This is a genomic window from Streptomyces sp. NPDC006450 (genome assembly GCF_040612195.1).
Lineage (GTDB): Bacteria > Actinomycetota > Actinomycetes > Streptomycetales > Streptomycetaceae > Streptomyces.
This window is the reverse complement of the sequence record NZ_JBEXPT010000006.1, coordinates 70,890-95,855: the sequence shown is the minus strand read 5'-3', so window position 1 is coordinate 95,855 and position 24,966 is coordinate 70,890. Positions and strand designations below refer to the sequence as shown.

Annotated in this window: 22 protein-coding genes and 1 pseudogene; 14 read left to right on the top strand and 9 right to left on the bottom strand. The window is 67.0% G+C overall.

Annotation, left to right across the window (positions count from 1 at the left end):
• The first annotated feature begins 74 nt into the window (after positions 1 to 74).
• Positions 75 to 2,006 (top strand): hypothetical protein, encoded by a 1,932-nt coding sequence (locus ABZY57_RS04450; RefSeq protein ID WP_356508017.1) that lies wholly within the window; start codon positions 75 to 77, stop codon positions 2,004 to 2,006.
• Positions 2,007 to 2,020: 14 nt separating this feature from the next.
• Here the strand turns inward: ABZY57_RS04450 and ABZY57_RS04445 are convergent, their stop codons facing one another.
• The 3 genes from ABZY57_RS04445 to ABZY57_RS04435 form a co-directional block, all read right to left on the bottom strand.
• Complete coding sequence (locus ABZY57_RS04445) at positions 2,021 to 2,890, bottom strand: DNA ligase (protein ID WP_356508015.1); 870 nt, start codon at positions 2,888 to 2,890, stop codon at positions 2,021 to 2,023.
• Positions 2,891 to 2,975: 85 nt separating this feature from the next.
• Positions 2,976 to 3,668: a hypothetical protein gene (locus ABZY57_RS04440; protein ID WP_356508013.1), complete on the bottom strand. Its 693-nt coding sequence runs from the start codon at positions 3,666 to 3,668 to the stop codon at positions 2,976 to 2,978.
• Positions 3,669 to 3,852: 184 nt separating this feature from the next.
• Positions 3,853 to 4,026: a hypothetical protein gene (locus ABZY57_RS04435; RefSeq protein ID WP_356508011.1), complete on the bottom strand. Its 174-nt coding sequence runs from the start codon at positions 4,024 to 4,026 to the stop codon at positions 3,853 to 3,855.
• Positions 4,027 to 4,047: 21 nt separating this feature from the next.
• On the opposite strand from ABZY57_RS04435, the gene ABZY57_RS04430 reads away from it, so the two are divergent.
• Complete coding sequence (locus ABZY57_RS04430; protein WP_356508009.1) at positions 4,048 to 4,305, top strand: hypothetical protein; 258 nt, start codon at positions 4,048 to 4,050, stop codon at positions 4,303 to 4,305.
• 51 nt (positions 4,306 to 4,356) lie between these two features.
• Here ABZY57_RS04430 and ABZY57_RS04425 read toward each other — a convergent pair whose 3' ends face one another.
• Together ABZY57_RS04425 and ABZY57_RS04420 are read right to left on the bottom strand one after the other, a co-directional pair.
• Positions 4,357 to 4,593, bottom strand: coding sequence for a hypothetical protein (locus tag ABZY57_RS04425; protein WP_356508007.1), 237 nt, complete (start codon positions 4,591 to 4,593; stop codon positions 4,357 to 4,359).
• A 204-nt stretch (positions 4,594 to 4,797) separates the two neighbouring features.
• Positions 4,798 to 5,100, bottom strand: a complete 303-nt coding sequence (locus ABZY57_RS04420; protein WP_356508005.1) for a hypothetical protein — start codon at positions 5,098 to 5,100, stop codon at positions 4,798 to 4,800.
• Between the two features lie 315 nt (positions 5,101 to 5,415).
• Here ABZY57_RS04420 and ABZY57_RS04415 point away from each other — a divergent pair, with 315 nt between their 5' ends.
• The 9 genes and pseudogenes from ABZY57_RS04415 to ABZY57_RS04375 all read left to right on the top strand — a co-directional run bounded on the left by ABZY57_RS04415 (position 5,416) and on the right by ABZY57_RS04375 (position 11,060).
• Entirely contained in the window at positions 5,416 to 5,829 is a 414-nt protein-coding gene (locus tag ABZY57_RS04415; protein ID WP_356508003.1) for a hypothetical protein, read from the top strand.
• An 87-nt stretch (positions 5,830 to 5,916) separates the two neighbouring features.
• On the top strand, positions 5,917 to 6,279 hold the full coding sequence (locus ABZY57_RS04410) for a hypothetical protein (RefSeq protein ID WP_356508002.1): 363 nt from the start codon (positions 5,917 to 5,919) through the stop codon (positions 6,277 to 6,279).
• 337 nt (positions 6,280 to 6,616) lie between these two features.
• Entirely contained in the window at positions 6,617 to 7,000 is a 384-nt protein-coding gene (locus ABZY57_RS04405) for a VOC family protein (RefSeq protein WP_356508000.1), read from the top strand.
• Entirely contained in the window at positions 6,997 to 7,872 is an 876-nt protein-coding gene (locus tag ABZY57_RS04400) for a sigma-70 family RNA polymerase sigma factor (RefSeq protein WP_356507998.1), read from the top strand. Before ABZY57_RS04405 ends, ABZY57_RS04400 begins: the two co-directional genes overlap by 4 nt.
• A gap of 81 nt (positions 7,873 to 7,953) precedes the next feature.
• Entirely contained in the window at positions 7,954 to 8,202 is a 249-nt protein-coding gene (locus tag ABZY57_RS04395) for a hypothetical protein (protein WP_356507996.1), read from the top strand.
• Positions 8,203 to 8,215: 13 nt separating this feature from the next.
• The gene (locus ABZY57_RS04390; protein WP_356507994.1) at positions 8,216 to 9,034 is read left to right on the top strand and encodes a hypothetical protein; all 819 of its coding nucleotides are present in this window, start codon (positions 8,216 to 8,218) and stop codon (positions 9,032 to 9,034) included.
• Positions 9,031 to 9,237 (top strand): hypothetical protein, encoded by a 207-nt coding sequence (locus tag ABZY57_RS04385; RefSeq protein ID WP_356507993.1) that lies wholly within the window; start codon positions 9,031 to 9,033, stop codon positions 9,235 to 9,237. Before ABZY57_RS04390 ends, ABZY57_RS04385 begins: the two co-directional genes overlap by 4 nt.
• Positions 9,238 to 9,320: 83 nt before the next feature.
• Positions 9,321 to 10,443 (top strand): annotated as a pseudogene (locus tag ABZY57_RS04380) (IS630 family transposase).
• Positions 10,444 to 10,487: 44 nt separating this feature from the next.
• On the top strand, positions 10,488 to 11,060 hold the full coding sequence (locus ABZY57_RS04375) for a S1 RNA-binding domain-containing protein (protein ID WP_356507991.1): 573 nt from the start codon (positions 10,488 to 10,490) through the stop codon (positions 11,058 to 11,060).
• Between the two features lie 157 nt (positions 11,061 to 11,217).
• Here the strand turns inward: ABZY57_RS04375 and ABZY57_RS04370 are convergent, their stop codons facing one another.
• A complete protein-coding gene (locus ABZY57_RS04370) occupies positions 11,218 to 11,640 on the bottom strand; it encodes a hypothetical protein (protein WP_356507989.1) in 423 nt (140 codons plus the stop codon).
• 176 nt (positions 11,641 to 11,816) lie between these two features.
• Here ABZY57_RS04370 and ABZY57_RS04365 point away from each other — a divergent pair, with 176 nt between their 5' ends.
• Together ABZY57_RS04365 and ABZY57_RS04360 are read left to right on the top strand one after the other, a co-directional pair.
• Complete coding sequence (locus tag ABZY57_RS04365) at positions 11,817 to 12,113, top strand: hypothetical protein (protein WP_356507987.1); 297 nt, start codon at positions 11,817 to 11,819, stop codon at positions 12,111 to 12,113.
• A gap of 158 nt (positions 12,114 to 12,271) precedes the next feature.
• Entirely contained in the window at positions 12,272 to 13,024 is a 753-nt protein-coding gene (locus tag ABZY57_RS04360; RefSeq protein WP_356507985.1) for an HNH endonuclease family protein, read from the top strand.
• Positions 13,025 to 13,089: 65 nt separating this feature from the next.
• Here the strand turns inward: ABZY57_RS04360 and ABZY57_RS04355 are convergent, their stop codons facing one another.
• From ABZY57_RS04355 to ABZY57_RS04345, 3 genes are all read right to left on the bottom strand, one after another.
• On the bottom strand, positions 13,090 to 13,239 hold the full coding sequence (locus ABZY57_RS04355) for a hypothetical protein (protein ID WP_356507983.1): 150 nt from the start codon (positions 13,237 to 13,239) through the stop codon (positions 13,090 to 13,092).
• A 14-nt stretch (positions 13,240 to 13,253) separates the two neighbouring features.
• A complete protein-coding gene (locus ABZY57_RS04350; RefSeq protein WP_356507981.1) occupies positions 13,254 to 13,691 on the bottom strand; it encodes a hypothetical protein in 438 nt (145 codons plus the stop codon).
• Between the two features lie 783 nt (positions 13,692 to 14,474).
• A complete protein-coding gene (locus ABZY57_RS04345; RefSeq protein ID WP_356507979.1) occupies positions 14,475 to 17,777 on the bottom strand; it encodes a hypothetical protein in 3,303 nt (1,100 codons plus the stop codon).
• Between the two features lie 276 nt (positions 17,778 to 18,053).
• Between ABZY57_RS04345 and ABZY57_RS04340 the strand changes: the two genes are divergently transcribed.
• Entirely contained in the window at positions 18,054 to 24,965 is a 6,912-nt protein-coding gene (locus ABZY57_RS04340) for an HYD1 signature containing ADP-ribosyltransferase family protein (protein WP_356507977.1), read from the top strand.
• Position 24,966 lies beyond the last annotated feature (1 nt).

Genomic DNA, 24,966 nt, shown 5'->3' with positions numbered 1-24,966 from the left:
TGATGATTCATCAATGCTGGTCAGCGCGGTGAAGGTCTGGACGAAGAGGGTCTGGGCTGGACAAGGAGGGGTGCGTGGCGGGGCGGAAGAGGTCGTTCGTGGGCCGGCCGGAGGCGAACAAGCTGGCCGAGTTCCTGGTCAGCATCAGCGAGCCGAGGTCCACCAGGCAGCTTGCCCAGGACATACCCGGTGCCGGGCATGCCACGTGGGCGAAGTACCTCAACGGCTCCGAGATCATTCCGGCCCCCCTTCTGACCAGCCTCATCAGCACCTTGTTCGCCAAAGACGAGGTGAAGCGGCGCGCGTTCCTCCACGACGGGAAGACCCTGCGCGCCGCGGCGGTCGAAGAGTCCCGGCGGCCGGAAGAGTCGGGTTCCAGCGTGCAGCTGCTGCATCAGCAGCTCTACGACGCGCTGGAAGGCAAGATCCGGGCCGAGGACGAGGCCGCCAAGGCGAACAACACGGTCGCGACCCTGCGGCAGATGGGCGCGACGCTCGAAGCCATGATCAACACGGTGCAGACGCAGCTGCACCTGGCCGTGGCCGGGGAGCGTACGGAGCTGGAGCTCCAGCTCGAACAGGCCCACCGCCGGCTTGAGCGCACCGAGACCGAGCTGGACAAGGCCCAGCACCGCCGGTACACCGCCGAGCAGGCCCAGCAGGCGCTGGCCAAGGAGGCTCTGGAGACACGGCAGCAGATCGCACGGCTCCAGCAGCGGGTCGAGGAACTGACCGTGCCGGACCTCCCCGCGGTATCCCCGGCCGGTCCCACGCCGCAGGTCCTGTTGGACGCCATCGACGACGAGCTCGACCACATCGTCGAGGAGGGCAGGGAAGCGGACGAGACCATCGCCGACCTCGTCGAGCAAGCCCACCTCGAGCCCGACCCGCACCACGCGCAGGATCCCACGGTCATCACGGGCACGGTCATCCCCCAAAACGTCCAGGCCCTGACCGTCCAGCCCGCCGCCCCGGCCCTGTCTGCATTGTCCAAGACAACGCTGGACAGTGACCTGACCAGCGAAAACGAAGACATCCCCCTGCTCTCAGCCGGGCCCTCACCCATGAAGAACGAGGGCCCTCCTCCCGTGAGGAACCCAGCCCCCGCCCCGGCGCCGGCCAGCCCTCCCGTCTCCGACGCGGACCACCAGACGGCGTCGGCGCCCCCGTACCGGCAGGCGAACGCGGCCGGGCCCCAGGGGACGATGTCTTCCCTCGCGGCCGACCTGGCCGACGCCACGAACACCGCCGCGGTGGCCAAACAGCTGCGCGCGCTACGGGTCCGTGCCGGCGCCCACCACTGGCCGCTGGCCAAGCTGCAGAGCGCCGCCTACCCCTCGGGAATCCCGGCGAGGGAGGAAACGGCCATCCACGTCTCGGCCTGGCTCTCCGGCCGGGCCCTGTCCGACAAGGACGTGCTGCGGCGCCTGGTCGTCGCCCTCGGAGCCACCGAGCTCGAGTCGGAAGCTTTCGAGGACGCGTGGGACCGGGTCGCGCAGAATACTCCGAAGGGGCCCAGCAACGAGCCCTCCCAGAGCGCACCCGCGCGGGTCGGCTCCGTGGATATCCCCTTCCAGCGTCCCCACGTCTTCCGCGAAGAACCTCCCCGGACCGCATCCGAGGGGACAGGAGAGGGCGCGCCCTGGGTCCCGCCGGACAGGACTGGCGCAGACACCGGTACCGCACCGAGCACAGGGACCCACGCTCTTCTGAGATGGATCACCGCGGCTATCCCGCTGAACTTCGCCGTGATCCTGCCGGCTTCCGTCTTCGTGGAAGGGCTGTACGCCCAACCCGCGTCAGCCCCCTGGAAGCTGATCATCGCGGGCTCGGTCTCCATCCTCCTGACGGTCCTCTTCTTCACCCAGGCCATCCGGTTCGGGTGGCGCCGGCTGGCCTGGATCGGCACCCCAATCGGCCTCATCATCGCGATCTGGCTCCCCACGACAGACACCAGCACTTATTCCGCGGGTCACTGGCTGGCCGATGTGGTCGGGATGTTCTAGCGGTTGGTTGGACCTCAGTCGTGGAGGCGTACCACCGTGACCACGGGGTGCCGCGTAGTGCCCGCCGCGACCTCTACCACCAGGGCGCCGACCGCCTCCCGGTACATCTCGCCGTCCTCCATACGGGCCTCGGCGCCTGCCACGCCCCGGAGAGCAGCGGCGACTTGACCGGCCAGCACCGCGGTGAGGCGCTGGGAGCGGGCGATGCGTCCATCGGGAAGCGCGACCACGAGGTGGTGGGGGCGGGCCGCGGTGCCGGTGTACCCGAGCACGTCGGCGTCGACGGTCTGCGTATGCCGGATCTTCTGCCAGATGCGCTGGCCGCCCCGGTACGGGGAGACCGCCCGCTTGGCCACCAGGCCCTCGATGCCCTGCTCCTGAAGCGACTCGTACCAGACCAGAGCGGTGTCCCGGTCATCCGTCGCCGGTACTGCCTGGATCGGGGGGCCGACCTCTTCCAGCACCTCGAGCAGCAGACGCCGCCGTTCGGCATACGGCCTACCGCGCACGTCGCCGAGGACGGGGTGGGCAAGCAGGTCGAAGGCCGCGTAGGACGCGGGCAGGGTCCGGGCGAGCTCGCGGGAACGGGCCGGCGTGGAGGCCGCCCGGGCCTGTACCGCCGAGAAGTCGATCCGGCCCGCCCTCCAGATCACCGCCTCCCCATCCAGCACCGTCCCAGGCACAAGGTCCCGCTGCGCCGCCAGAGCCAGATCCATCCACGGGGACGTCACCGACCTGCCGGACCGCGCGTACAGCACCACGGTCTCGGCGGCCACGCTGATCACCGTCCGGTGCCCGTCGAACTTGGGCTCGTACCACCAGCCCGGCCCCACGGGCAGCACCGTGACGGGCTCGGCCAGCGCGACGGACACGGGAAACTCCACCCCGCCAGCGTCCGCCGCCCGGCAGCCGGGCGCGCGCCCGACTGCGCCGGACAGCGGCGCGGAAGACCGTCCCGCAAGTGGGCGGCTACGACGGCGGTGGCTGCGTGAGGCGCAGCCACGCGGTGAGGGCGGCCTGCAGCTCCAGTACGTCCTGACGGTCGAGGGATTGCGCTGTCCGGCCGGCGCGCAGCGTGACGGCTTCGGGTCTGACGTTCCAGCCCACGGGCGCCCGGCCCGGGGAGGTGATCTCGGAGCCGTGAGCGAGGGTGCGGAGCATGGCCTCGATCCGGGGAGGGACCGGCGTCTGCCGCGGCCGCCACGTCACGTCCCGCATCCGGACAGGGAGGCCGAGCGCGGTACGGAAGGCGTCGACAGCACGGTCCAGCGGCTGCGCGATGTGGGGAGCGGACCCGAGGAACGCCTCGGTCAGCTCGAGGTGCGCAGGCGCGCGGGGGTCCTCCCGCGGTGGCAGCGGGCGCTCCGCCACGTCCAGGCGCACGCACGCCGGCGGGATGAGGACCTCGTCGTACCCGTTCTTCAGGGCGGTGGCGTGGTGTCCGCGCAGGGCGCTGATCGGGCCGGTCAGCACCTGCTCGCCCTGGATCCACGGCAGGCCGGGGTGCAGGTAGCGCAGCGGCAGTTTCGGCGCATCGAGCTTGGGCGGCTGCCCGTACACACCGTGGGAACGGTGCAGCACCCCGGACTCGGTGAACAGGACCGTCACCTGCCGGCTGGTCGCCGCCTTGCCCAGCCGGAACCCCACCACCATCGTCGGCATCGGCCCCTCCCCGTCCACTGTCGGATTGGCGCTACGACGCTATCGGTGACGTCCGCACCGCTGCGGGCCGATTGCGGAAAAACGCGCCGAACCCGCGAGGGCCAACGAGGTCGGGGCCACACCGAAGCGGAAGCCCTCATCACTCGCCGGCTTGGGAAGTCGGGCGACGGAACCGTGATGGGGCTCAGCTGCGCGATGCGGGCTCTGTGACGGTCTCGCCCTGGTCGGTCCACGTCCGCAGCACCTGCCGTCCCACGGCGGTCTCCTCGATGAGCCGGATGACCGCGGTGCTGCCGTACAGACCGAGCCATCGCCGGTAAGTACGCCGCGCCGTGTCCTCGGCCGCCCACTCACCCACGGTCTCGGGACCACCCTCCGCATGCTGGAGGACGACCAAGAACACGGCCGTCACCCCGGCGCCCCACCGGATGCTGCCGGCGCGGCCGCGACGCTCTGCTCGGCGGCGAGCCGTCGCTGCCCGGTACTGGTGAGCTCCACGCTGGTCCAGGACCGCGTGCCCCTCACCAGCAGACCGGCCTTCTCCAGCTGGGCCAGCTGGAACGCGACGGACGACGTGCTCGACAACCCCGCCATCACCCCGATCTCCGGATCGTGGGCCCCCGGCCGTGCACCGTGATGTAGCCGGAGATCGACTCGAGGATCAGCAGGCCGCGTGGCTTGAGCGGGATCACGCCGCCTCCTCCCACCCGTACGCGCGGGCCTGGCGCACCAGCTCAGCGCGCGTGGCGGGCGTAGATCCGGGGGCTGCCCAGTAGGGATGGGAGGCCAGCTCCTCGGACAGTTCGATGAGCCGGCGGCGCAGCTCGGTGGCGCCCTGCGTGGGGGTGAGCCGGGCGAGCGCCTCGTAGGTGCGGATCCACTCGTACTGGAGGCGGATCAAGTCGTGGGGGAAAAGCGGAGCCATACCCTCAGTAGCGCACATGTTCGATTTTAGGAGCAAGGCGACACCACGGCCCGGTGCGCGCTACGCGGGGTTGTCCTGTGCCACCGATCTTTGATCACGTGCCACCGAAGGTTGACCGCTCTGGTCAGAGGCCCAGAGTCCTGCAGCGGTGCGGAGTCTTCACCCAGAGCGAGGGCTCCGCACCGCTGCCGCACAGCGGTGGGATCAGCGGTCGCCGACTGGTGCAGTGGTGTTGCACGCCGCGTAGGTGTCCTGGAAGCCGAAGCCCCACTGCTTCCAGGGAGCCACGCAATTGATGGCCGAGGGTGTCAGGGCGCCCACGATCGGGCCGTCCGCGGGTGAGAAGCCGATCGGCGCGCCGTCCGCCGCGGCCGCCAGGACGTCCACGATCGGGACGACCGCGGGTGAGTTGTCGAACGGCCCGGAGTCCGCCGCGGCCGCCGTACCGCTGCCGAGTACCGCAGCGCCGGCCAGTGCCGCGACTGCTGCCAGCGTTGTCACACGCATCAAGGTTGCTCCATTCGTTCGTGTCCCACCGCAGGGGCGATGAGAATGAGAACGCCTTCGGCCTGATCTTGGTTACGCCGCCAGCAGTCAGACCATCGCTCAAGTTCCGATGGCACGTGATCAAAGTGCGATGGCACAGGACAGGGTCGAAACGCCGAAGTTCCTGAACACCCTTGTTCGACACCGGAACTGCTCTGGGGACCCGGCTCCCGGGCGTGTCGCGGGGGTGTGCAGAAACGGATCGTTTACTGAACGGTCGGTTCGGGTGCAGGCCGGTCGATAGGATCGCCGGACACGGCTGTGGGGGAGACGCGGATGGGTAATCTCGGTGGCTACCAGACGATAACGACGGTTATCAAGAGCCTCGGTGGGCCCGCCAAGGCCACGATCATCGTCGGGTCCGTGGTCGCCACGGGTGGCTATGGGGTCCTGCGCTGTGCCGAAGCCGGAGTGAAGAAGGCAGTCAAAGCGTCGAAGGCCGCTCTCGCGAAGAGGAACGTGCCCTGCGCGGTGAAGGATCAGGTCTTCGAGGTCGCCTCCGACGGCGAAGACGGCAGCGGGCTGAGGCTGAGCGCCGGCGACGAGTACCGCGTGATGGAGTGCGACGGGGACGCGGTCCAGATCGAGGTGCTGGGCGATGCCGACAATCCCTACTTCGTGTCCGCCGAGTTCTTGAGGTCGGTCTCTGGCTTCCCAGCAGAAGACGCCGACTCCGCGAACGACCAGTGACGATCGGTTGCTGGACGCCCTCTTCCGGGGGCAGTCAGCTGCAATGCTGAGCAGCTGAACCCCAACCCCTTCTCCTTGGAGAGCACCATGGGCCTGAGCGCCAACGGCGAACCCGTCATCGTGCAGGACGAGACCAAGGTTGACGTCGGCATCCACCTTAAGCAGGGCACTCTCACCCTCACCCAGAATGGCAAGGACTTCGAGGCGTACCACGCCTCGGTGGAGTTCGTTGCTGTCCACGATGGACCGTGGATAGTGGAACAGGTCAAGTTCTCGGCCAAGGGGCCGGACGGCAAGTCCGCGGGGTTGACCGTGGATCTGCTCAACGACACATACGACGGTCCGAGGGCCGGCGTTCCTGCCGCGATCTGGAAGGTCGTGGCGCTCGCCGCGACCACCGCCGGAGATGTCGGCATCACCTACGCGACCCCTGACCCGCGCCCGATGTAGCCGCCCTCCTCGGACGGGTCGTCAGACCTCCTGCGAAACTGCGGCGATGAGCACCATGCGCCGCCCGCTCGGGCACGGACCAGTCCCCGCCGTCGCCGACCAGGAGTCGCCAGCGGCCCCCGGCGAACCGCCGCGGAGCGGGCCGCGCAGGATGAGCTCCACCTGTCCGTCTCGGAGTGGGGGATCTCCGCCTCGTCGGGGCGTCGGCCGCTGGGGGACGGGCCCCGCAGCGTTTCCGCTCCCGCGGACCGGTCTTGTTACCTTCTCCCGTCGGCACTCGTCATAAGAGCGACGACCGCATACGAACGGTCGTTCAAACGAGTGAATCGAGAGCAGGATGCTGACCAACATCATGTACGTGACGATCTACGTCACCGATCAGGACCGCGCACTGGAGTTCTACACCGAGGGGCTGGGCCTGGAGAAACGGCTCGACTTCCCGGGGCCCGACGGACGGTTCCTCACCGTCGGGGTTCCCGACAGCCCGGTGCAGATCATCCTGTGGTCGCATGCGGCGGCCGCGGGACAGCCGGGGGGAGCGGGCGCTCCCGGTCCGCTGATCCTCGAATCCGACGATCTGCGAAAGGACTTTGAGATCATGCGTCAGCGTGGCGTCGTCTTCGAAGAGTCCGAGCCCGAGGACTACCCGTTCGGGGTCCGCATCGAGGCGGTGGACCCGGACGGCAACCGGGTCTCGCTCCGTCAGCAGCGGAAGCCGTGACCGCCCACCCGTCCGGCCTTGTGACCGCGGCGTTCGAAGCCCAGCGCGATCGGCTGCGCGCCGTCGCGTACCGCGTGCTGGGCTCGCACGCCGACGCCGAGGACGTGGTCCAGGAAGCCTGGATGCGCCTCGTCCGGCAGGACGCGGCGACCATCGGCAACCTGGCGGGCTGGCTGACCACGGTGGTCGGCCGAATCAGCCTGGACCTTCTGAGATCCCGCCGAGCCCACCCCGAAATCGCCTACGAGCAGGAGTTCGCGAACCTCGTGGTGATACCCGACGATGACCCCGCGCCGGACGAGCAGGCGGCGCTGGCCGATTCGGTCGGCCTCGCCCTGCTCGTCGTGCTCGACTCGCTCACCCCGAGCGAGCGCCTGGCGTTCGTCCTGCACGACATGTTCGCAGTCCCGTTCCACGAAATCGGCCGGATTCTGGGCAAGTCCACCGCCGCCACCAAGATGGTCGCCAGCCGCGCCCGCCGCAAGGTCCACGCCACGGACCGTCGGGCGGGCTCCGGCCGCGAGCACCGAGAGGTCGTCCAGGCATTCGGTGCCGCCGCCCGCAGCGGGGACTTCGAAGCACTGCTGCGTGTCCTCGACCCGAACGTGGAACTGACCGTCGACACTTCCGACGGCGTGGTCGTCACCCTCGGCGCCACCAAGGTCGCCTCCGGGGCCCGCATGTTCTCCGGCGAGGTCGCCCGCCATCGGCCCGTGCTGGTCAACGGCATCCCCGGCCACCTGTCCTGGCGCCCCGACGGAACCCCTCTCTCCCTCATCGCCTTCACCGTCGTCGAAGGGCGGATTACTGGCATCCACATCGTCGTCGACCCAGCCAAACTGGCCTCGATCCATCTGCCCGCGGAGACCTGAGCCGGGGTCGGGCACCTCGCACACCGACAGGACAGTGTCCGGTGCGGTGGCGGAACCACGCTTTTCCGGCATCGAGTCCACATGCCATCCGCCGTGCTGCGCCACACCGCCGCGAAGCGGATGGCCCGGGACCCCGAGCTGAAGCTGCACGAAGTGCAGACGATCTTGCGCCACGCGCATATCAGCACCACCGAGCTCTACACGGCCGTCGGCCTGGACGACCTGCTGGACAAACTCGGGGCCTACTACGCCCGGCCGGTGCAGCCGGTGTCGTGGCCGACCCAGTACGCCGCGGACGACATCGAGGCGGTGTTCGGTGCCGGGCAATAAGGTCGGAAACAGCATGCGGATCAAGGGCCCGACCACCAACCGGGTCCGCCGCCACGAGGCCGAGGAGCCTGCCCGGACCGGCATCTACAAGCCGACCGCGATCCTCCCGGCTCCGCCTCCGCCGCCGTCCCGGCCGCCGCGCTCGCTGGGCAACTTCAGCGCGGCGCCGGCGGAGGACATCGTCAACGTCGCGGCGGACCACTTCTCCCAGTCCGAGGCCCTGAAGTGGAAGCAACGCGTCCCCATGCGGGCCTTCCTCAGCCACCTCGCCACCTTCCCCGGGAACACGTGGCAGGAGCGGTGGGAGGCATCCGGCCACGACGAGGGACGGCCTGTCGGCGACGACGCCGGGGACAACAAACCCCTGCGCATGAAACTGAACTGCGCGGCCGGCCAGGCGTTCGCCCTGAGGCTGGTGCGTCCCACCTTGCTGGGCTTCCGCTGCAACCGCTTCTTCCACTACTCGCCCTGGTTCCGCGGCGTCGCCCAGGACCCCTTGCTGGAGGAGTTCTGCCGACGGGCCGACCAGCTGCCCATGAGCCAGGCCCGCCGGACCCGGACCAAGTTCGACGTCTGCTGCGCGCTGACTGTCTTCGGCATCGACCTGAAGGACCTGACCCCCGAGGGCCTGCTGCACTACGCCGTCGAGTCCCGCAAGCACGAGCTGGCCGGGGAGAAGACGAGCTTCGCCGGGACCCTGGCTGGCCGATCCTCCACGAGATGGGCCACTTCCCGGCATCCGCACCCCGCAGCCTGCGCGGGGCCGTCACCCGCGGGCAGGTCTCCGTCGAGGAAGCCGTCGACCACCACCAGCTCCACAACCGCGAGATGAGGGACCTGCTGGTCGAGTACATCCGCCGCCGCTCGGCGAACCTCGACTACTCCACCCTGCGGGGACTGACGAACCTCCTGGTCAGAACCTTCTGGAAACAGATCGAGAAGATCAACCCCGGCCAGAAGGACCTGCATCAGACCCCTCTGCCACGGCACATACAGGTGACCGCGCGGTTCAGCGCGCAGGGTGCGCCAGGCTAGTGCTGTGACCGCATTGGTTCGCCGGGTTGGTGGTCGTGACGGTTGGATGCGGGGTGGTGTCCGATTCGATCGCTGGAGGTGCGGTGGCAGAGCCTGTCCGCGTGCGGAGGCTGACTGATCAGGAGGGGCAGCGGTTGCAGCAGATCGTGCGCCGGGGCAGCACGAGTTCGGTGCGATACCGGCGCGCGATGATGCTGCTGGCCTCGGCCGGCGGGAACCGTGTCCCTGTGATCGCCCAGCTGGTACAGGCCGACGAGGACACAGTCCGGGACGTGATCCACAGGTTCAACGAGATCGGCCTCGCCTGCCTGGACCCTCGATGGGCGGGAGGCCGTCCCCGCCTGCTCAGCACTGACGACGAGGACTTCGTCATCCAGACGGCCACGACCCGCCCTGCCAAACTCGCCCAGCCCTTCACCCGCTGGTCACTGCGCAAACTCGCCGCCTACCTGCGCAAAGTCCACGGCCGGACCATCCGCATAGGCCGCGAGGCATTACGACGCCTCCTCTGCCGCCGCGGCGTCACATTCCAGCGGACCAAGACGTGGAAGGAGTCGCCAGACCCGGACCGCGAGGTGAAACTGGACCGGATCGAGGAGGTCCTGGACCGCTTCCCCCGACCGGGTCTTCGCGTTCGACGAGTTCGGCCCCCTTGGTATCCGGCCCACCACGGGCTCGGGCTGGGCAGGCCAGGGACACCCCAACCGGCTGCCGGCCACTTATCACCGCACCCACGGGGTCCGGTTCTTCCACGGCTGCTACTCCGTCGGCGGCGACCGCCTGTGGGGTGTCAATCGCCGCAGGAAAGGTTCCGTGAACACGCTGGCCGCGCTGAAGTCGATCCGCGCCGCCCGTCCCGACGGAGCACCGATCTACGTGATCATGGACAACCTGTCCGCCCACAAAGGCAACGAGATCCGGCGCTGGGCCCAGAAGAACAAGGTCGAGCTGTGCTTCACCCCGACCTACGCCTCCTGGGCCAACCCGGTAGAAGCCCACTTCGGACCTCTGAGGCAGTTCACCATCGCCAACTCCAACCACCCCAACCACACGGTCCAGCCCCGGGCCCTGCACGCATACCTCCGCTGGCGCAACGCCAACGCCCGCCATCGCGACGTTCTCGCCGCCGAACGGAAGGAACGCGCCCGCATCCGCAGTGAGAAGGGCATTCGCTGGGGCGGACGACCCCTCAGAACTGCAGTGTGACGCCCTCCCGCCCAGTGCGCAGCTCCTTGTGAAAGGCTGGGAGCATGATGGGTGGACCGACCGAGAACCCAGAGCTCTGGGCCTTCCTGGAATCACTGCACTGCGGCGACATCCTTTCCGGCACCGTCGCAGCGATCGAACCCTTCGGTGTGTTCGTGGCACTGGACGACGGCCCCGGCCACCCGGTCTACCCCGGCGTCGGATTCATCACGATCCCCGAACTGTCCTGGCGGCGCATCGAAACCGCCTTCGACGTGGTGCAGGTCGGACAGCGCGTCTCAGCTGAGTTCCTCCAGTTCGACACATGGAACCTGGAGGCCAGACTGTCCTTGCGGACGACACAGCCGGACCCCTTCCAAACGTTCGCCGACCGCACTGCGGTGGGGCAGAAACTGCACGGACGGGTCACCAAACTGGTCCCGTTCGGCGTCTTCGTCCAGGTCACTGACGGGATCGAGGGACTGGTCCACCTGCGAGAGCTCACATCGACCCCCGTGGAAAGCCCGTCAGATGTCGTCCAGGCCGGCGATGAGGTCACAGTCGTCGTTACTGAGATCGACCGGGAGCGACGCAGGCTGGTTCTCTCTCGACGACAGAGCTCATCCGACCACCGGTGACTCCTCCACACTCCCGTGACGGTTCCTCGCACGAGCGTTCCTGAGCGTCTGAGCGCCCGCTCGGCGCAAGGGAAGCGCCGCTCCAACCCGGCGAACCAATGCGGTCAGAGCACTAGCGGCCATCCGCTGATCCTCGCAGAGGGCACCGGCATCCGGGTCAAGAACTCGGTGCGGGGGTTTGGGACGCGACTACAAGGCGGCCTTCACCATGGTGGACACCCCGAAGAAGGTCATCCCAGTCCGTGTGCGGAAGCCACGACTTCTCCATGAGGTGGGCCGTCCAGTCCAGGAGCTGCTCCCACGAACGGATCTTGGCCGCAGGGATGTCATAAGCGCCCTCGCCCGGGGCCGGGTCGCACAGTGCGTGGTGTGCCTGCCAGCGCACCTTCGCGGGGTAGCCGAAGATGTCAGCCCCGCTGAAAGAGAGTGATCCATCGACCCCATCCGTGTGCTCTTCGTCCCACGCGCGAACAGCGTCTTCGGTGCGACGGACCTCCGCCGTATCTACCCACAGGTATCCGTCGTCGTCGGCAATAGGCCTGCGGCAGCCATCACAGATGAGGTCCAGCTCAGGGGTCACGTCATACTCCAAATTCCGGGGCTTGCACCCAGCCTGCCGTAACAACCGCGCCTGCTGCACGGGAATGCAGCGGCCGACGTTAGGAGGGGCCGTGCGGGCGCGTCTTCGGCGCCACTCATTGGGGTGGCCCCGTCCTCTGCGCGAAACCGGTCGTCGTGGACGGCGGTTAGCCGGACATGAACGACGAGAGCGTGATCACGATCGAGATCCGGGGCCCTGAGAAGGCGGCGCTTGAAGCCTCTCGCCGTATCTTGGACCTCTTTCTGTCGACTGGCCCCTGCCGACTCCGGCGAACCCCCGGCGAGCCGGATGTAGAGGTTCTCGTCTATGCGAACGTCCACCGGAGTCCCGGAGAAGGCGGCTACGACGATGGGGGCGCCATACAGGTGAGTACCCCGGACTGGGATTCGGGGTACTCACCTGTATCCGAGGCCGCCCTCGCCTTCGACGACCGGCTGACCGGGAAGGGCTGAACCCCTACTCCAAGACGGGCTCGGCCTTTCGGTGGGCCTCTGGTACACCGAGCCGGGGGCAGGAGATCCGTTTTCCCGGTGAAACTGGCCACCCGGCCGGGTGAGTTGCCCCGATACCCCCTTCCAGGCAGGTCACGGGCCCGGCTAGAACCCGGAGCATGATCAACAATCTGCTGTGCCGCGACCTGCCCGCGCTCGCCCTCGCCGCCCTCCCCCTCCTCACCACCGCGCTGCCGGCCTCTGCCAACACCCCGCCCACGACAACGAGCTCCCCCACCGGGCACCGCTTCCTCCACAGCGCCGCGGCTGCGGCGCCTGGTGCGGCCGAGGCGCAAGTGCCGCTGCCGCTGTTCGAGGCGATCGACCGACTCCCGGTCGCTGTCGAGCACCGTGAGGGCTACAGGCGGGACCTATACAAGCACTGGAACAAGGGCCTGATCGCCTCCGACGGCTGCGACACGAGGCGCGAAGTCATCCTGGCCGAAGCGGTGACGGCACCTCAGGTCGCCGCCGGCTGCAAGCTGACGGGCGGGTCCTGGCGCAGCCCGTACGACAACCTCGTCGTCACCGACGCCGGCCGCCTCGATGTCGACCATTTTGTCCCGTTGGCTGAGGTGTTCGATTCTGAACGAGCGCCGTGGTCGGCGGCGCGGCGGGAGGCGTATGCCAACGACCAGAACAGCCCCGACACCCTGATCGCGGTCTCCGCCGCCTCCAACAGGAGCAAGAGCGACAAGGACCCGGCCGAGTGGCTGCCCTCGGACGGCTCCTACCACTGCACGTACGCCGCCACATGGGTCGGCACGAAGCTGCGCTGGGACCTGGCCGCCGACGACGCCGAAGTACAAGCCCTCCTCGGTCTCGCCGAGGACTGCCCGAACACCACCGTCATCTACGAGACCGCCCCGTAGCCCCCAGGGTTCCAGGACGCCCGGATACGGCGCCCCGGCACAGCGCGGGCGCCGCTTCCGGAGGGTCAGAGGTACGGGCTCCAGCGTCCGAAGCGGGCCAACAGCGACCGGGTCTGATCCACGTTCAGCCCGAGCGCCGCGGCAACCTTTTCCGGTTCCTGGGAGCGGGCCTGGTTCGCGGGCCAGTACCCGGTGCGCTGGGCAATGATCTCCAACTGCCGGGCCGCCTTCACCGCGGCGACCGGCGCGTCGCTGGCCAGGTTCTCGATCGCGGCGCTGGGACCGACTCCAGCAGGGTCTCCAGCTCGGGTGGGAGCGGGATGGTGCGGCGGGCGACGTCGGCGATGTGGCCGTCCCAGTCGTTCATGCAGCGGTCCGCGTCCTCGGTACCGGCCTCGCGGAACGGAAGGTCACCGAACCCGGCCCAGTCCACGGTGTGGACCGCGCCGGCCCAGCCGCACACGCACTCGGCCCGCATGACCGCCGCGCGGGCGCGGTCCGGCCAGGTACCGCCGTCGTAGACGCTCCAGTGCGCAACGTAGTGTCCCGTGCTGGAGGAACCATCGAAGTAGACCGGCTTCGGTGTGCTCCCGTCGGCCAGGAGCACACCCACCCGGCCCTGATGCGACGCCCCGAACTCATCCGACGTCCACGTCTCGTCGTCCACCCCTCCACCTCCCACCTCCACGGTCCGGCCCCACGCCCACGGTCCGGTCGTACCGTTCCCGGGGACGACGATCCCGTACTCGTCACGGACCCGGTGGCGAAAGCGAAGAACTTGCCGCTGAAGGTCAAAATGGCAATGGAACAGTTCTGCTTCGGGGCGTTAGCGGTTGGTTTGCTGGTCTCTCGGTTCGGGGATAGCAGGCGATCAGACACAAAAGGGTGACGTTGTGTCACGAGGCTGTCGCGAGAGCCCTAGCCCAGGTCCGCGGACCCTAATGTCCTACAAAACCTGCTGAACCAGCCGTGCCGGTGGAAGAAGGCCTTCTCGGCGCGGGTCTGGACGACGGAAGAGTCGACGCACCCGGCCCACCGCCCGAGCTCTGTCCGAGCAGGGACGGCTTGCCCTTGGTGCGGCGGCCTCTTACGACGAGACCGATCAAACCAGCGGTGTCACCCAAGGAGCCAGACGTTCCCTGACTGCCAAATTCTCGCGCCAGCATCGGAAGATGTAGATCTACCCGGCCGCGACCAGGCCGGAGACGAGACTCAGCCCGCCCGCATCGGCCTCCACCGCCTCGCCGGCACCCGAGCGCGTGCTGAGAAGGCGGCCACAGCCAGCTGGCGCCGCAGGCTCCCCCAATCCAGTCGCGCACCCAGAGGGCCGAGGACCGGATCACAACAGCCCGGCTCCCACCGACCCCCTGCCGAGCCTTCCGAACCCCTCCGAGAGGGGGCCACGGTGGGAGGGAAGCGCTCCAGGCCACCCCCCACCGTGGACTGGGGCTCAGAAGATGTTGGTGATGTAGGTGTCCCAGCCTCCGCAACCGAGGAGTCGGGGTGATCGGCCTGCGGCGGGGCCTCCGGCGTAGAAGAGGAGGCAGCCGGTGGAGCTGGTTGTGGTCTTGGCGGCGCCGGAGTCGTCGACGTAGCCGACGGTCACGCTGGCATCGGCCGGGGTTGTGGCCCACCAGTCGCCGTACGCTTCACCTGTCTTGGGCCGGAACTGGCGGTAGGGGATGGGGTTGTTTGGGTTGTCCGGGTCGGTGTAGGTCATGCTGACGACCGTGCCCTGAATGTTGCCCGGGGAGGTGATGTGGGGGCGTGAGTTTTCGGCCCAGCCTCCGGAGCCGTAGAGGGCGCGGTCGCCGAGGGAGTAGACGCCGTTGGTGACCTTGCCGGGGTAGAGGTAGAGCTTCCCGTCGGCGGAGTTGCGGCTGACGAGGTCCTTGATCCCGTCGCCGTTCAGGTCGCCGAGGGAGAGGTTTGTGTAGGCCTGCCAGCCCCACCCGAGCTTGACGCGGTTCTGGATGTCGAACGGTTTCGTTTGGTCGACCTTGCCGTCAGCGCGGGTCATGCCGCTGTAGAGCCACAGTTCGCCGTTGGTGCACGGGTTGCTGCCATCGGCACATTCGATGGTGAGCAGGTCGTTGCCATTGGCGTAGCCTGTGGCGGTTTTCCGGTCGATGTCACCTGGGGTGATCATCTGCTGTGTGCGCTTCCAGTCGGTGGTCCCGCTTGCGGATGGCCTTGCCAGCGTGCGATAGCTCTCCAGCCAGAGTTCGCCCTGTCCGTTGCCGGCGAAGAGGTAGAGGCTGCCGCCGCCGCTTCTGACAACGTAGTCCTCGTAGCCGTCGCCCTGGCTGCGTGCGTCCATTCCGGTGAAATCTCCGCCGTGGGCGACAAGTACTCCGCTCCCGAAGGCGCCGCGCCGTGCGACGGATGAATCACCTAGCTTGCCTGTGCCGTCTCCGGGGTAGAGGAGCAGATTGGCGTTGGTGTCGGTGGCGAGCAGGTCGGGGTAGCCGTCACCGTTCAGGTCCCCAAACTGGTCCGCGAGGAGGGCGTTGCCCGGGTTCTTTCCAGGGCCGTAGACGAATTCGGCTTTGGTCGTGGTGAGAGTGACGGAGTCGACACCGCCACCCACAGGCGAGTGGTTGCCTGCCGTGTCATATGCCAAGGCGTGGAACTCGGTGGAGGGGTACCAGGTGGGCTCGGCGGTGATGGTGGCAGTGCGGGTGCCTGCGGTGACAGGTACCCAGTTTCCATTCGGGCAGCGAGTGTTGGAGACTGTAAGGCTGTGCATTGCCCAGCAGAAGCCCGCGAGATCGGTTGCGGTGTTGGAAAGGGTGAACGTGCTCGGGGTGCGGGCTTGGTAGGTCGCGGTCGCTGCGGCGACTGGCTTGCCATCGGGGCCGGGGACCGTCACCGTAACCGGATCGGCGGGACCAACCTGGTCGACTTTGAACGAGCACCAGGGGGTGCTGGCACTCGTCGTGCCCTCACTGTCCTGGGCGTACACGCGCCAGAAGTAGTTGCCGTTGGACAGGCTTGTGGTCGGTATCTTCGCGAAGGCGGTGTCTCCGCTCGACACGGGCATGTAGTTGTTGGGGAAGGGCACGTCCTCACCGGCGGAGTTGTTGACCTTGAAGATGGCGACTACCTGGCCGAGGTCCTTGTCGGTGACCTCTGCGGTCATCACCAGGGCACTGTTGCCGATGGCAGCCGTGCAGGGCACTTCTTTGTTGCCGTCGCCGCCCTCTACCCAGTGGCCCTCGTATGCCTTGGACGCGTCCACGGTCGGCTTGAAGTTGTAGTCGACCTCCAGTACCGGGTTGTTCCTGAACCGCTTGAAGCTGTCCCGGTCGCCGAGGTGTGCGTTGTCGGTACGGAGCCCGAAGACCAAGGGGTCCCACCCCTTGGTGGCGGCCTCCTGGACATAGTTGGTCAGCGCGTTGCTGTGGTAGTCGTGGCCCTGTACGCCGGGGCAGTAGGTGGGGTTGCCGTGGGCGTAGGAGTCGGAGGCCAGTACGTGTCCCCAGTACGAGCTCTGGCTGTTCCAGGTAGGGGTAGTGGAGATGTCGGTGGCGGACCAGAGTTCGGTCCATCCGGCGGCGGCCGGGTCACAGCCCCAGGAGTGGGTCTCCTCCACGGCGAACGTGGCGTCCAGGATGGTGGCGCCTTTCAGGCCGGTGGCGTCCATGGCGAAGAAGGCCCGGGTGTTGCCCGTGCCGTTGTAGCCCACTCGCGGTTCGTCGGCGGGTGTGTCGGAGTGCCAGCCGGATCCATTGGGGTAGGCCTCGTTGGGGTACTGGTCGTAGACCGTCGCCCACTTCTCCCGTGAGCCACCGTCGAAGGGTGGGTCGATGACCAGCGGGAACTGGTCGGCGCCTGCGAGTAGGGCTGCGTTGGGGGTGAGGGTGAGGGATGTGCCGGATACCTCTACAGCCACTGGGGCCGACTGGACCGCGGGCGGTGCGTCGGCTGCCGTGGAGAAGGAGAGGTTCTTTGTGGCCGGGGAACTCGAGGCAGCCGGGCTGGGGTCGGCGGGCGGCTGTTCCCACATTGTGGGGCGCGGCGCGCTGAAGATGATGTTGCCGGCCGCGTCCTTGGCGGTCAGGTTGTCGCCGGCGTCGTCGGCCAGGGTCACCCCTTGGGTGGTTATGCCCAGCTTGATGGATTTGAGAGCCGGGTTGCGCGCTGCTTGGGGGGTATTGACGATCAGGTGCTCTGCGAATCCGTCGGTCCCGGCGATCACCTTCAGGTCGACGTCCGGTAGCACGGACTTGTACAGGGCGGTCGTACCGTCCAGGACGGGCTTGGGTAGCGCGGTGGGCCAGGACAGTGCGAGCTTCTTGTCACCCTTGGCCATGGCCGCCAGCAGGGTGGTGCCACCACCGGAGAAGGTGATGCCGAAGACCGGGGCTGCCGGGCCCACTGTGCCGTCCGGGTGCTCAACGACGGTGGCATCCGCCTTCTTCCAGGTCCTGTCGTAACGCGTCCACGCTGGCGCCGCGTACTGACGGCGGGTCAGGGTCCCGTCGGGATTGGCGAACGTCTCGACGGACTCCTCACGCCGGTCGATGATCTCGACCCGCTGGCTGGTTTCCCGGGCGAGGGCAAAGGCCTCCGCCTCCGAAGCCGACTTCTGGGCACCTGCAGCCTCGGCGTCACCGCCGACTGAGCCGGATTCGGCTGCCGACGCCGTTGCGGGCTCGGCCAGCCAGGCTGCTGCGGTGAGCGGGAGGGTGAGGGCGAGCAGGGCTGCGAGTGACCGGGGCGCACGTGCAGTGGCTCTTCGATGGGTCATGAAGTTTCGTGTCTCTCTGGTGACTGTAAGGCCGTGGCTAAACAGACGCAGAGTAAGCGAATTGATTCGCATTGGCATAGTGGGTCCTGAGTCGCCGTCACATACTGAGAGGTCGCGGCGACCAGCATCGTGCCCCTTCAGCCAGTTCGGCGCATTTCAGCAGGTCAAAGTGTGATCAAGAAGAGTCTTGCGCCGCACTCTGAAGGCGTGTTGGCTGCTGACTTATCTGTCACTTATTCACATAGAGGGTTTGCTATGCCTAACAGAACGGACCCTATGTCCAGATTGCCTGGGAGTGATCGTTTCCAGAGGAAACGTTTCCTTCGGAGTGGAATTGTCGGCACGCTTTCGGCCGCTCTGACCGTTTCTCTCCTTACCGGTCCCGCATGGGCGGGCCCGGCTGCCTTCAAGCCACCGGCCGTTCCCAAAACCCCCTCGGTCAAGGGCAAGGACCTCGAACCGATTGCGCCCAAGCCCAAGGCGAAGGTTCCGAAGTGGAAGCCCACACCGGTCAGCTGGCCGGGCGTCGGTACTGCCGAGGTCGGCCTGCCTGCCTCCGCGACGCCGGCGAAGAGAAACGCCGCCGCGCTCGTCAAGGCCGGCTCCCTGCCCGTACGGGTCGCGCCGATCACGCCGGCGCCTTCTGCCGGCCGCGCCGGCTCCACGGCCCCCGCGGAGGACACTCAGAGCTCAGGCCCGTCCCGGGTCCGGGTCACGGTCGCAGACCACGAGGCCACGCAGCAGGCAGGCATCACCGGTCTCCTCCTGTCCGTGCAGCGCACCGACGGGAAGGCCCACGCCGGAAGCGCCAAAATCGAGGTTGACTACTCGAAGATCCAGGACGCCTATGGCGCGAACTGGGCCTCTTCGCTGGGCCTGACCCTGATGCCAGGCTGCGCCCTGACAACCCCTCGGAAGCCGGAGTGCCTTCAGGGGACGCCGCTGCCGACGGACAACAACGCGAAGTCCACGACGGTGACCGCGTCCGTGAACCTGCCCGCCACGCCTGCGCCGTCCACGCTCCTCAAGCCGGCAGCCAGCAGACTCGCGGCACCCGCCGGTGGCACGGCCGTCCTGCTGCTGGGACCGGCGGCCGACAGTTCCGAGGGGTCCTTCAAGGCCACGTCCCTCTCCCCGTCCGGCTCCTGGGCGGCAGGCGGGAACTCCGGCTCATTCACCTGGAACATGCCCATCACGGTTCCCCCGGCACCCGGCGGTCTCGCCCCCAAGGTGGCCCTGAACTACAGCTCATCGTCCATTGACGGGCGTACCGGCTCGACCAACAACCAGGCCTCGTGGGTCGGTGAGGGCTGGGAATACAACCCCGGCTTCATCGAACGCAAGTACGCCTCCTGTGAGAACGACAAGCTGGGCGGCAACAACGAGGACGTCAAGAGCGGCGACCTGTGTTGGAAGTCCGAGAACGCGACGATGTCGCTGAACGGCACCAGCTCCGAGCTCCTCTGGGACGCATCCAAGAAGGTGTGGAAGCTGTCGAACGACGACGGCTCCCGTGTCGAGCGGATCTACGACTCGCCCGGCAACGCCTCCGGCGACAGCGACTCCGAGTACTGGAAGGTCACCACCACCGACGGCACGCAGTACTGGTTCGGCAAGAACCGCCTGCCCGGCTGGACCACCGGCGACGAGGAAACCAGGTCGGTCAACACGGTCACCGTCTTCGGCAACCACACCGGCGAGCAGGGTCACGAGACAGACTTCGCGTCCTCCAGCGAGATCCAGGGCTGGCGGTGGAACCTCGACTACGTCGTCGACCCCCACGACAACGCCATGGCCCTGTACTACATCAAGTACGGCGGCTACTACGCGAAGAACGGGAAGATCGACGACCCCGTCATCTATACGCGCGACAGCGTCCTGCAGAAGATCTCCTACGGTCTGCGCGCTGGCCAGGTCTACGCCTCGACCCCCGCCCCGGCGCAGGTGAACTTCACTGTCACCAACCGCTGCACCCAGGCCACCTGCACACTCGACGAGGAACACGCCACCGACTGGCCCGACGTCCCCGTCTACCTGAATTGCAAAGCCGGCGAGCAGTGCCTCCAGGCCTCGCCCAGCTTCTGGTCGACCAAGCGCCTGATCGCCATCGACACCGTCGCCCGTTCCGGCACCGCGCACGTACCCGTGGACACCTGGACGCTCAACCAGTCCTACCTCGGGACCGGCGACACGACCAAGCCAGCCCTGGGCCTGGCCTCGGTCACGCACACCGGCAAGGCTGGGGACCTAGCTGATTCGGGCGCACTGACGACCACGTTCACCGGCACGCTCATGGCCAACCGGGTGAACGAGACCGAGGGCCGTCCGGCGATCAACAAGCGGCGCCTCACCGAGATCATCAATGAGACCGGCGGCAAGACCCTCGTCACCTATACGGCTCAGGAGTGCACCCCGACCAACCTGCCCACCGCCGACGACACCAACACGAAGCGTTGCTACCCCTCCTGGTGGACACGCGACGGTGGAATCGATCCGGTCAAGGACTACTTCCACAAGTACCTGGTTTACACGGTCCAGGACACCGACCTCACCAGTGGCGACGGTTCTCCTCCCAAGACGACCAAGTACATTTACGGCCCCAGTGCGAACTGGGCTCGGGACGAGAGCGAGTTCACTCTCGACGAGCAACGCACCTGGAACGACTTCCGCGGCTACCGCACCGTCCGCACCCTGGTCGGCACCGGCAACCGGCTGAGGTCCGAGACCGACTACTACCTCGGCATGACGGGCGACAAGCTCGCCGGAGGTATCCCCCGCGTCGGCCCGATGGTCAACGGCATCCCCGACCGGCGCGAACACGCCGGCAAGGTCGCGGAGACCCGGACCTACGACGGCGAAGCCGGCCCCGTGGTAGAGAAGACCACCCACACCCCGTGGGAGTCCCCTGAGAATGCCTCCCAGCCCGTTACAGGCATCACCGACCCCGACAAGGAAAACGTAAAGGGCCCGACGCTGGCCCCCAAGGTCGCCCGGTACTCAGGAACCGTCACCACGGTCGCGAGCAAACTCGCAGCCAACGATGCCTGGCAGGCATCGACCACGACCCGGAAGTACGACGATGCCTCCGGTCTGCTCGTGACCGAGGGCAACGACGGGGCGAACACCACCGAGGCCACGTGCACCGTCACCCAATACGTGACGGCGGACACGACAAACTGGCTGATCGCCTACCCCAGCCAGGTCACCACCACAAACGCGAAGCCATGCACGGCCGGCGTCACCACGCCGTCCGTGACCAGCGCCACCCGTACGTCCTACGACGGCCAGGCCCCGGGCACTGCACCCAAACCGGGCCTGGCCCTCCCCACCAAGACCGAGCAGGCATCCAAGCTAGATGCGAACAGTCAGCTCGTCTGGGAGACCATCGGGCAGACCACGTACGACGGATACGGCCGAGTCCTGACCGCAAAGGGCCAGGACGGCGAAACCCTCACGACGGCCTACACCCCGGCGGCAGCCGCCCAGCCCACCAGCATCAAGGTCACGGACCCCAAGGGCTACACCTCCACCACCACCTACGACGGCCTGCGCGGCCTCGCCCTGACCACCACCGACGCCAACAATCGCACCACCACCTCCCAGTACGATGCGCTGGGCCGCCTCGTCAAGGGCTGGGCCGCGGGGCGCCCGACAACCGAACTGCCGAACGCCACCTACACCTACCGGCTGTCTTCGACCGCCCCCTCAACCGTCACCGTCAAGAAGCTCTACGAAGACGGCACCTGGGGCACCTCAGTCTCGTTCTACGACTCTCTCCTCCGGCCCCGTCAGACACAGAGCGACTCTCTCACCGGAGCGGGACGGGTCGTCACCGACACGTACTACGACACCTACGGGCGCGTCGTGTGGACCAATGCCCCCTATCACGAAGAGGGGCGCGTCAGCACAACGATAACCGTCGTCGCCGACAACAAGATCTACAACGCCACCGAAACCCTCTACGACGGCCGCGGCCGCGTGACCGCCTCGATCCTGAAGTCCCTCAACGTCGAGAAGTGGCGTACAACCACCACCTACGGACCCAACTGGCAGGCAACCGTCCCGCCCCAGGGCGGCACAGCCACCCTGACAGTCAACGACGCCCGCGGCCGGGTCATCGAACGCCGCGACTACAAGGACCGCACCCCCGCCATCGGCGACGCGGCCACCCTCTACGAGAAGCACACCAACAGCTACGACCGCGCCGGCAAGCTGGCCAAGGTCACCGACAACGCCGGGCGCAACGCCTGGACCTACACCTACGACCTGCGCGGACGCCAGACCAGCGCCAGCGACCCCGACAAGGGCATAACCACCACCGCCTACGGTGCTGACGGCCGCCCCCAGAGCACGACGGACGCACGCGGCATCACACTCGCCACCACGTATGACGAACTGGGCCGAAAGACCAGCCTGCGCAAAGACTCGGTCACCGGTACCAGGCTCGCCGCATGGACCTATGACACCGCCACCGGCGGCAAGGGATTGCCCGCCTCGTCCTACCGCTACGACGGAGCTGCCGCCTACGTCACCACGATCCTTGGCTACGACAACGGCGGTCGTGCCACCGGTGCCAAGGTCACCGTCCCTTCGGTCACCGGAGAAGAAGACCTCGCCGGCACCTACACCGTCTCCGGCACGGCAACCCCGGTCTCGGGAATGCCCGCGACTACTACCTACAGCACCAGCAACGGCAAGGCGACCACTGCCCTGCCGGCAGAAACACTGACGAACCACTACGGCGCGCAAGACCTCATGGGGCTCATCGACAGCAACCTCTCCCAGGTCTACCTGGCCAGCGCCGCCTACACCCCCTTCGGGCAGCTTGCCCAAGCCGTGACCGGCAACGGCGACAAGCAGGTGTACAACACATTCAAGTACGACACGGTGACCCAGCAGGTCCTGAACTCGACCGTCGAGCGAGACGCCACACCTGCCGCCCCCTCGCCGAGGAAGCTGTCCAACACCACCTACTCGTACGATCCCGCAGGCAACATCACCCGGCTCACGGACGACCAAGAGGACGGCACGGTCACCGACACCCAGTGCTTCACCTATGACTGGGCCCGCCGGATGACCGAGGCCTGGACCTCCGCAGACAACTGCACCACCAAGCCCGTCAACGGCACCGGCACCCCCGACCTGGGCAGTGTCGACCCGTACTGGACGAGCTGGACGTTCACCGACACCGGCCAGCGGGCCACGGAGAAGCAGCACAAGGCGGGCCCCGTCACTGCGGACACGACCCGCACCCACACCTACCCCACCGGCACCACCGCCGGCCATGAGCTCCAGAAGGTCACCTCCACCGGCGGAACCTCTGGCACCGACGCCTACGCGTACGACGCCACCGGCAACATGACCACCAAGAACCCGGCCGTGGGCGCCACGCAGACCATGACCTGGGACGACGAGGGAAAGCTCGCCACGTCAACGGCCTCCGGCGCCACAACATCGTTCCTCTACGACACCACCGGCGCCCGGATCCTCAAGCGTGAACCGGCCACAACCACGCTCTACCTCCCCGGCGGCCAGGAACTCATCCTGACCAAGGCAACCAACACGGTCACCGGGAACCGCTACTACACCTTCCCCGGCGGCAGCGCCATCCGCTCCAGCAGCGACGGCCGCGTCCGCTTCCTCATCGCCGACCACCACGGCACCAACACCCTCTCCATCAGCGCCACAACCCTCGCCTACAACCGCCGCAAAGCCCTCCCGTTCGGAGCCCAGCGCGGCGCAACCCCAGCCTTCTGGCCCGGCCAGAAGGGGTTCGTCGGCGGCGACATCGACAGCACCACCGGCTTCACCCACATCGGCGCCCGCGAATACGACCCCACCACAGGCCAATTCATCAGCGTCGACCCCCTTCTCAGCCTGGACCTCCCCCAGTCCCTCAACGGCTACAACTACGCAAACAACAGCCCCATCACCTCATACGACCCCACCGGCATGCGCGAAATGTGCGGCGCAGGCGGAAACTCCTGCTTCGAACAGGACTACAACACCGACGGAAGTGACAATCGCGACCAAGACCGCAGTACGACGGGCGGGAATGAGTGCGGAAACGACCCGGACTGCAACTCCAACTACAGCAAGCCGCCGACGGAAGACGCAATCGACTGGGACGTAAGCACCTCCGGCACTGCCGATGAAATCGTTTATGGACTCGTCGGCAACGCCTACGGTTTCGCCTCGCTCTTCGGGTCGATCTGGGACGCGGATTGCAGAAATGGAGGTCTCGACAACCGTGGCTGCGACTACGCAGCCGAATTCACGCAGGACGCTCTGGAAAGTGGCATCAACACGTCATCTGACTGGTATACGGTACCGAGCTTCTTTCTGCAAATGATCGGTCACGGAAAAATGGGAGAAGGCGGAGGCCTCGCCCGACGCCCCGGACGAGGAATGCCTCTGGCTCAATGCTTCCTCGCAGGAACTCTCATCCTCATGGCCGATGGCACGACCAAGAAAATCGAAGAAATCGCCGTCGGAGATGAAGTCCTCGCCACCGATCCAGAATCAGGCAAGTCGGGACCTCGAAAAGTAACGGAGCTTCTCCCATCTGAAGGATACAAACACCTCAACGAGCTTTCCATTGAGACGCCCACCGGTGTCGAAAAGCTGACAGCAACCCGAGAACATCCCTTCTGGTCACCCTCAGAGAAGAAATGGATAAACGCCGGAGACCTCAAGCCTGGTGTCAAGCTCTTGACGAACGAGGGGAACACCGTCCAAGTAGCGGGAAACCATCCGTTCATTGAGAAAACCAAGACTTACAACTTCACCGTTGACGAACTCCACACGTATTATGTACTCGCCGGGGAAACCCCTGTGCTCGTGCACAACGACTGCGCAACAACGTACTACCACTACACAAACGAGGCAGGCCACGACGGGATCCTTGCAAGCAAGTCCATGCTCCCATCCCTGAAGGTGAATAATCCGAAGGATGCCAGATACGGGGATGGCCAATACGTGACCGATATCAAACCGGGAACAAGGACACTCGGACAACTCTCACATGCATTCGTCAGAGTCCCTTGGGCGGGTCAGAAATTCACCCACTACATAGAAATTGACACCCGAGGATACGATGTCGTAAACGGAAGACCGAACGTCTTCGTAATCCTCAACGACAAGCCGCTCGACCTCACCGGCAGAATCGTAAGTTCTGGGAGGAACTGAA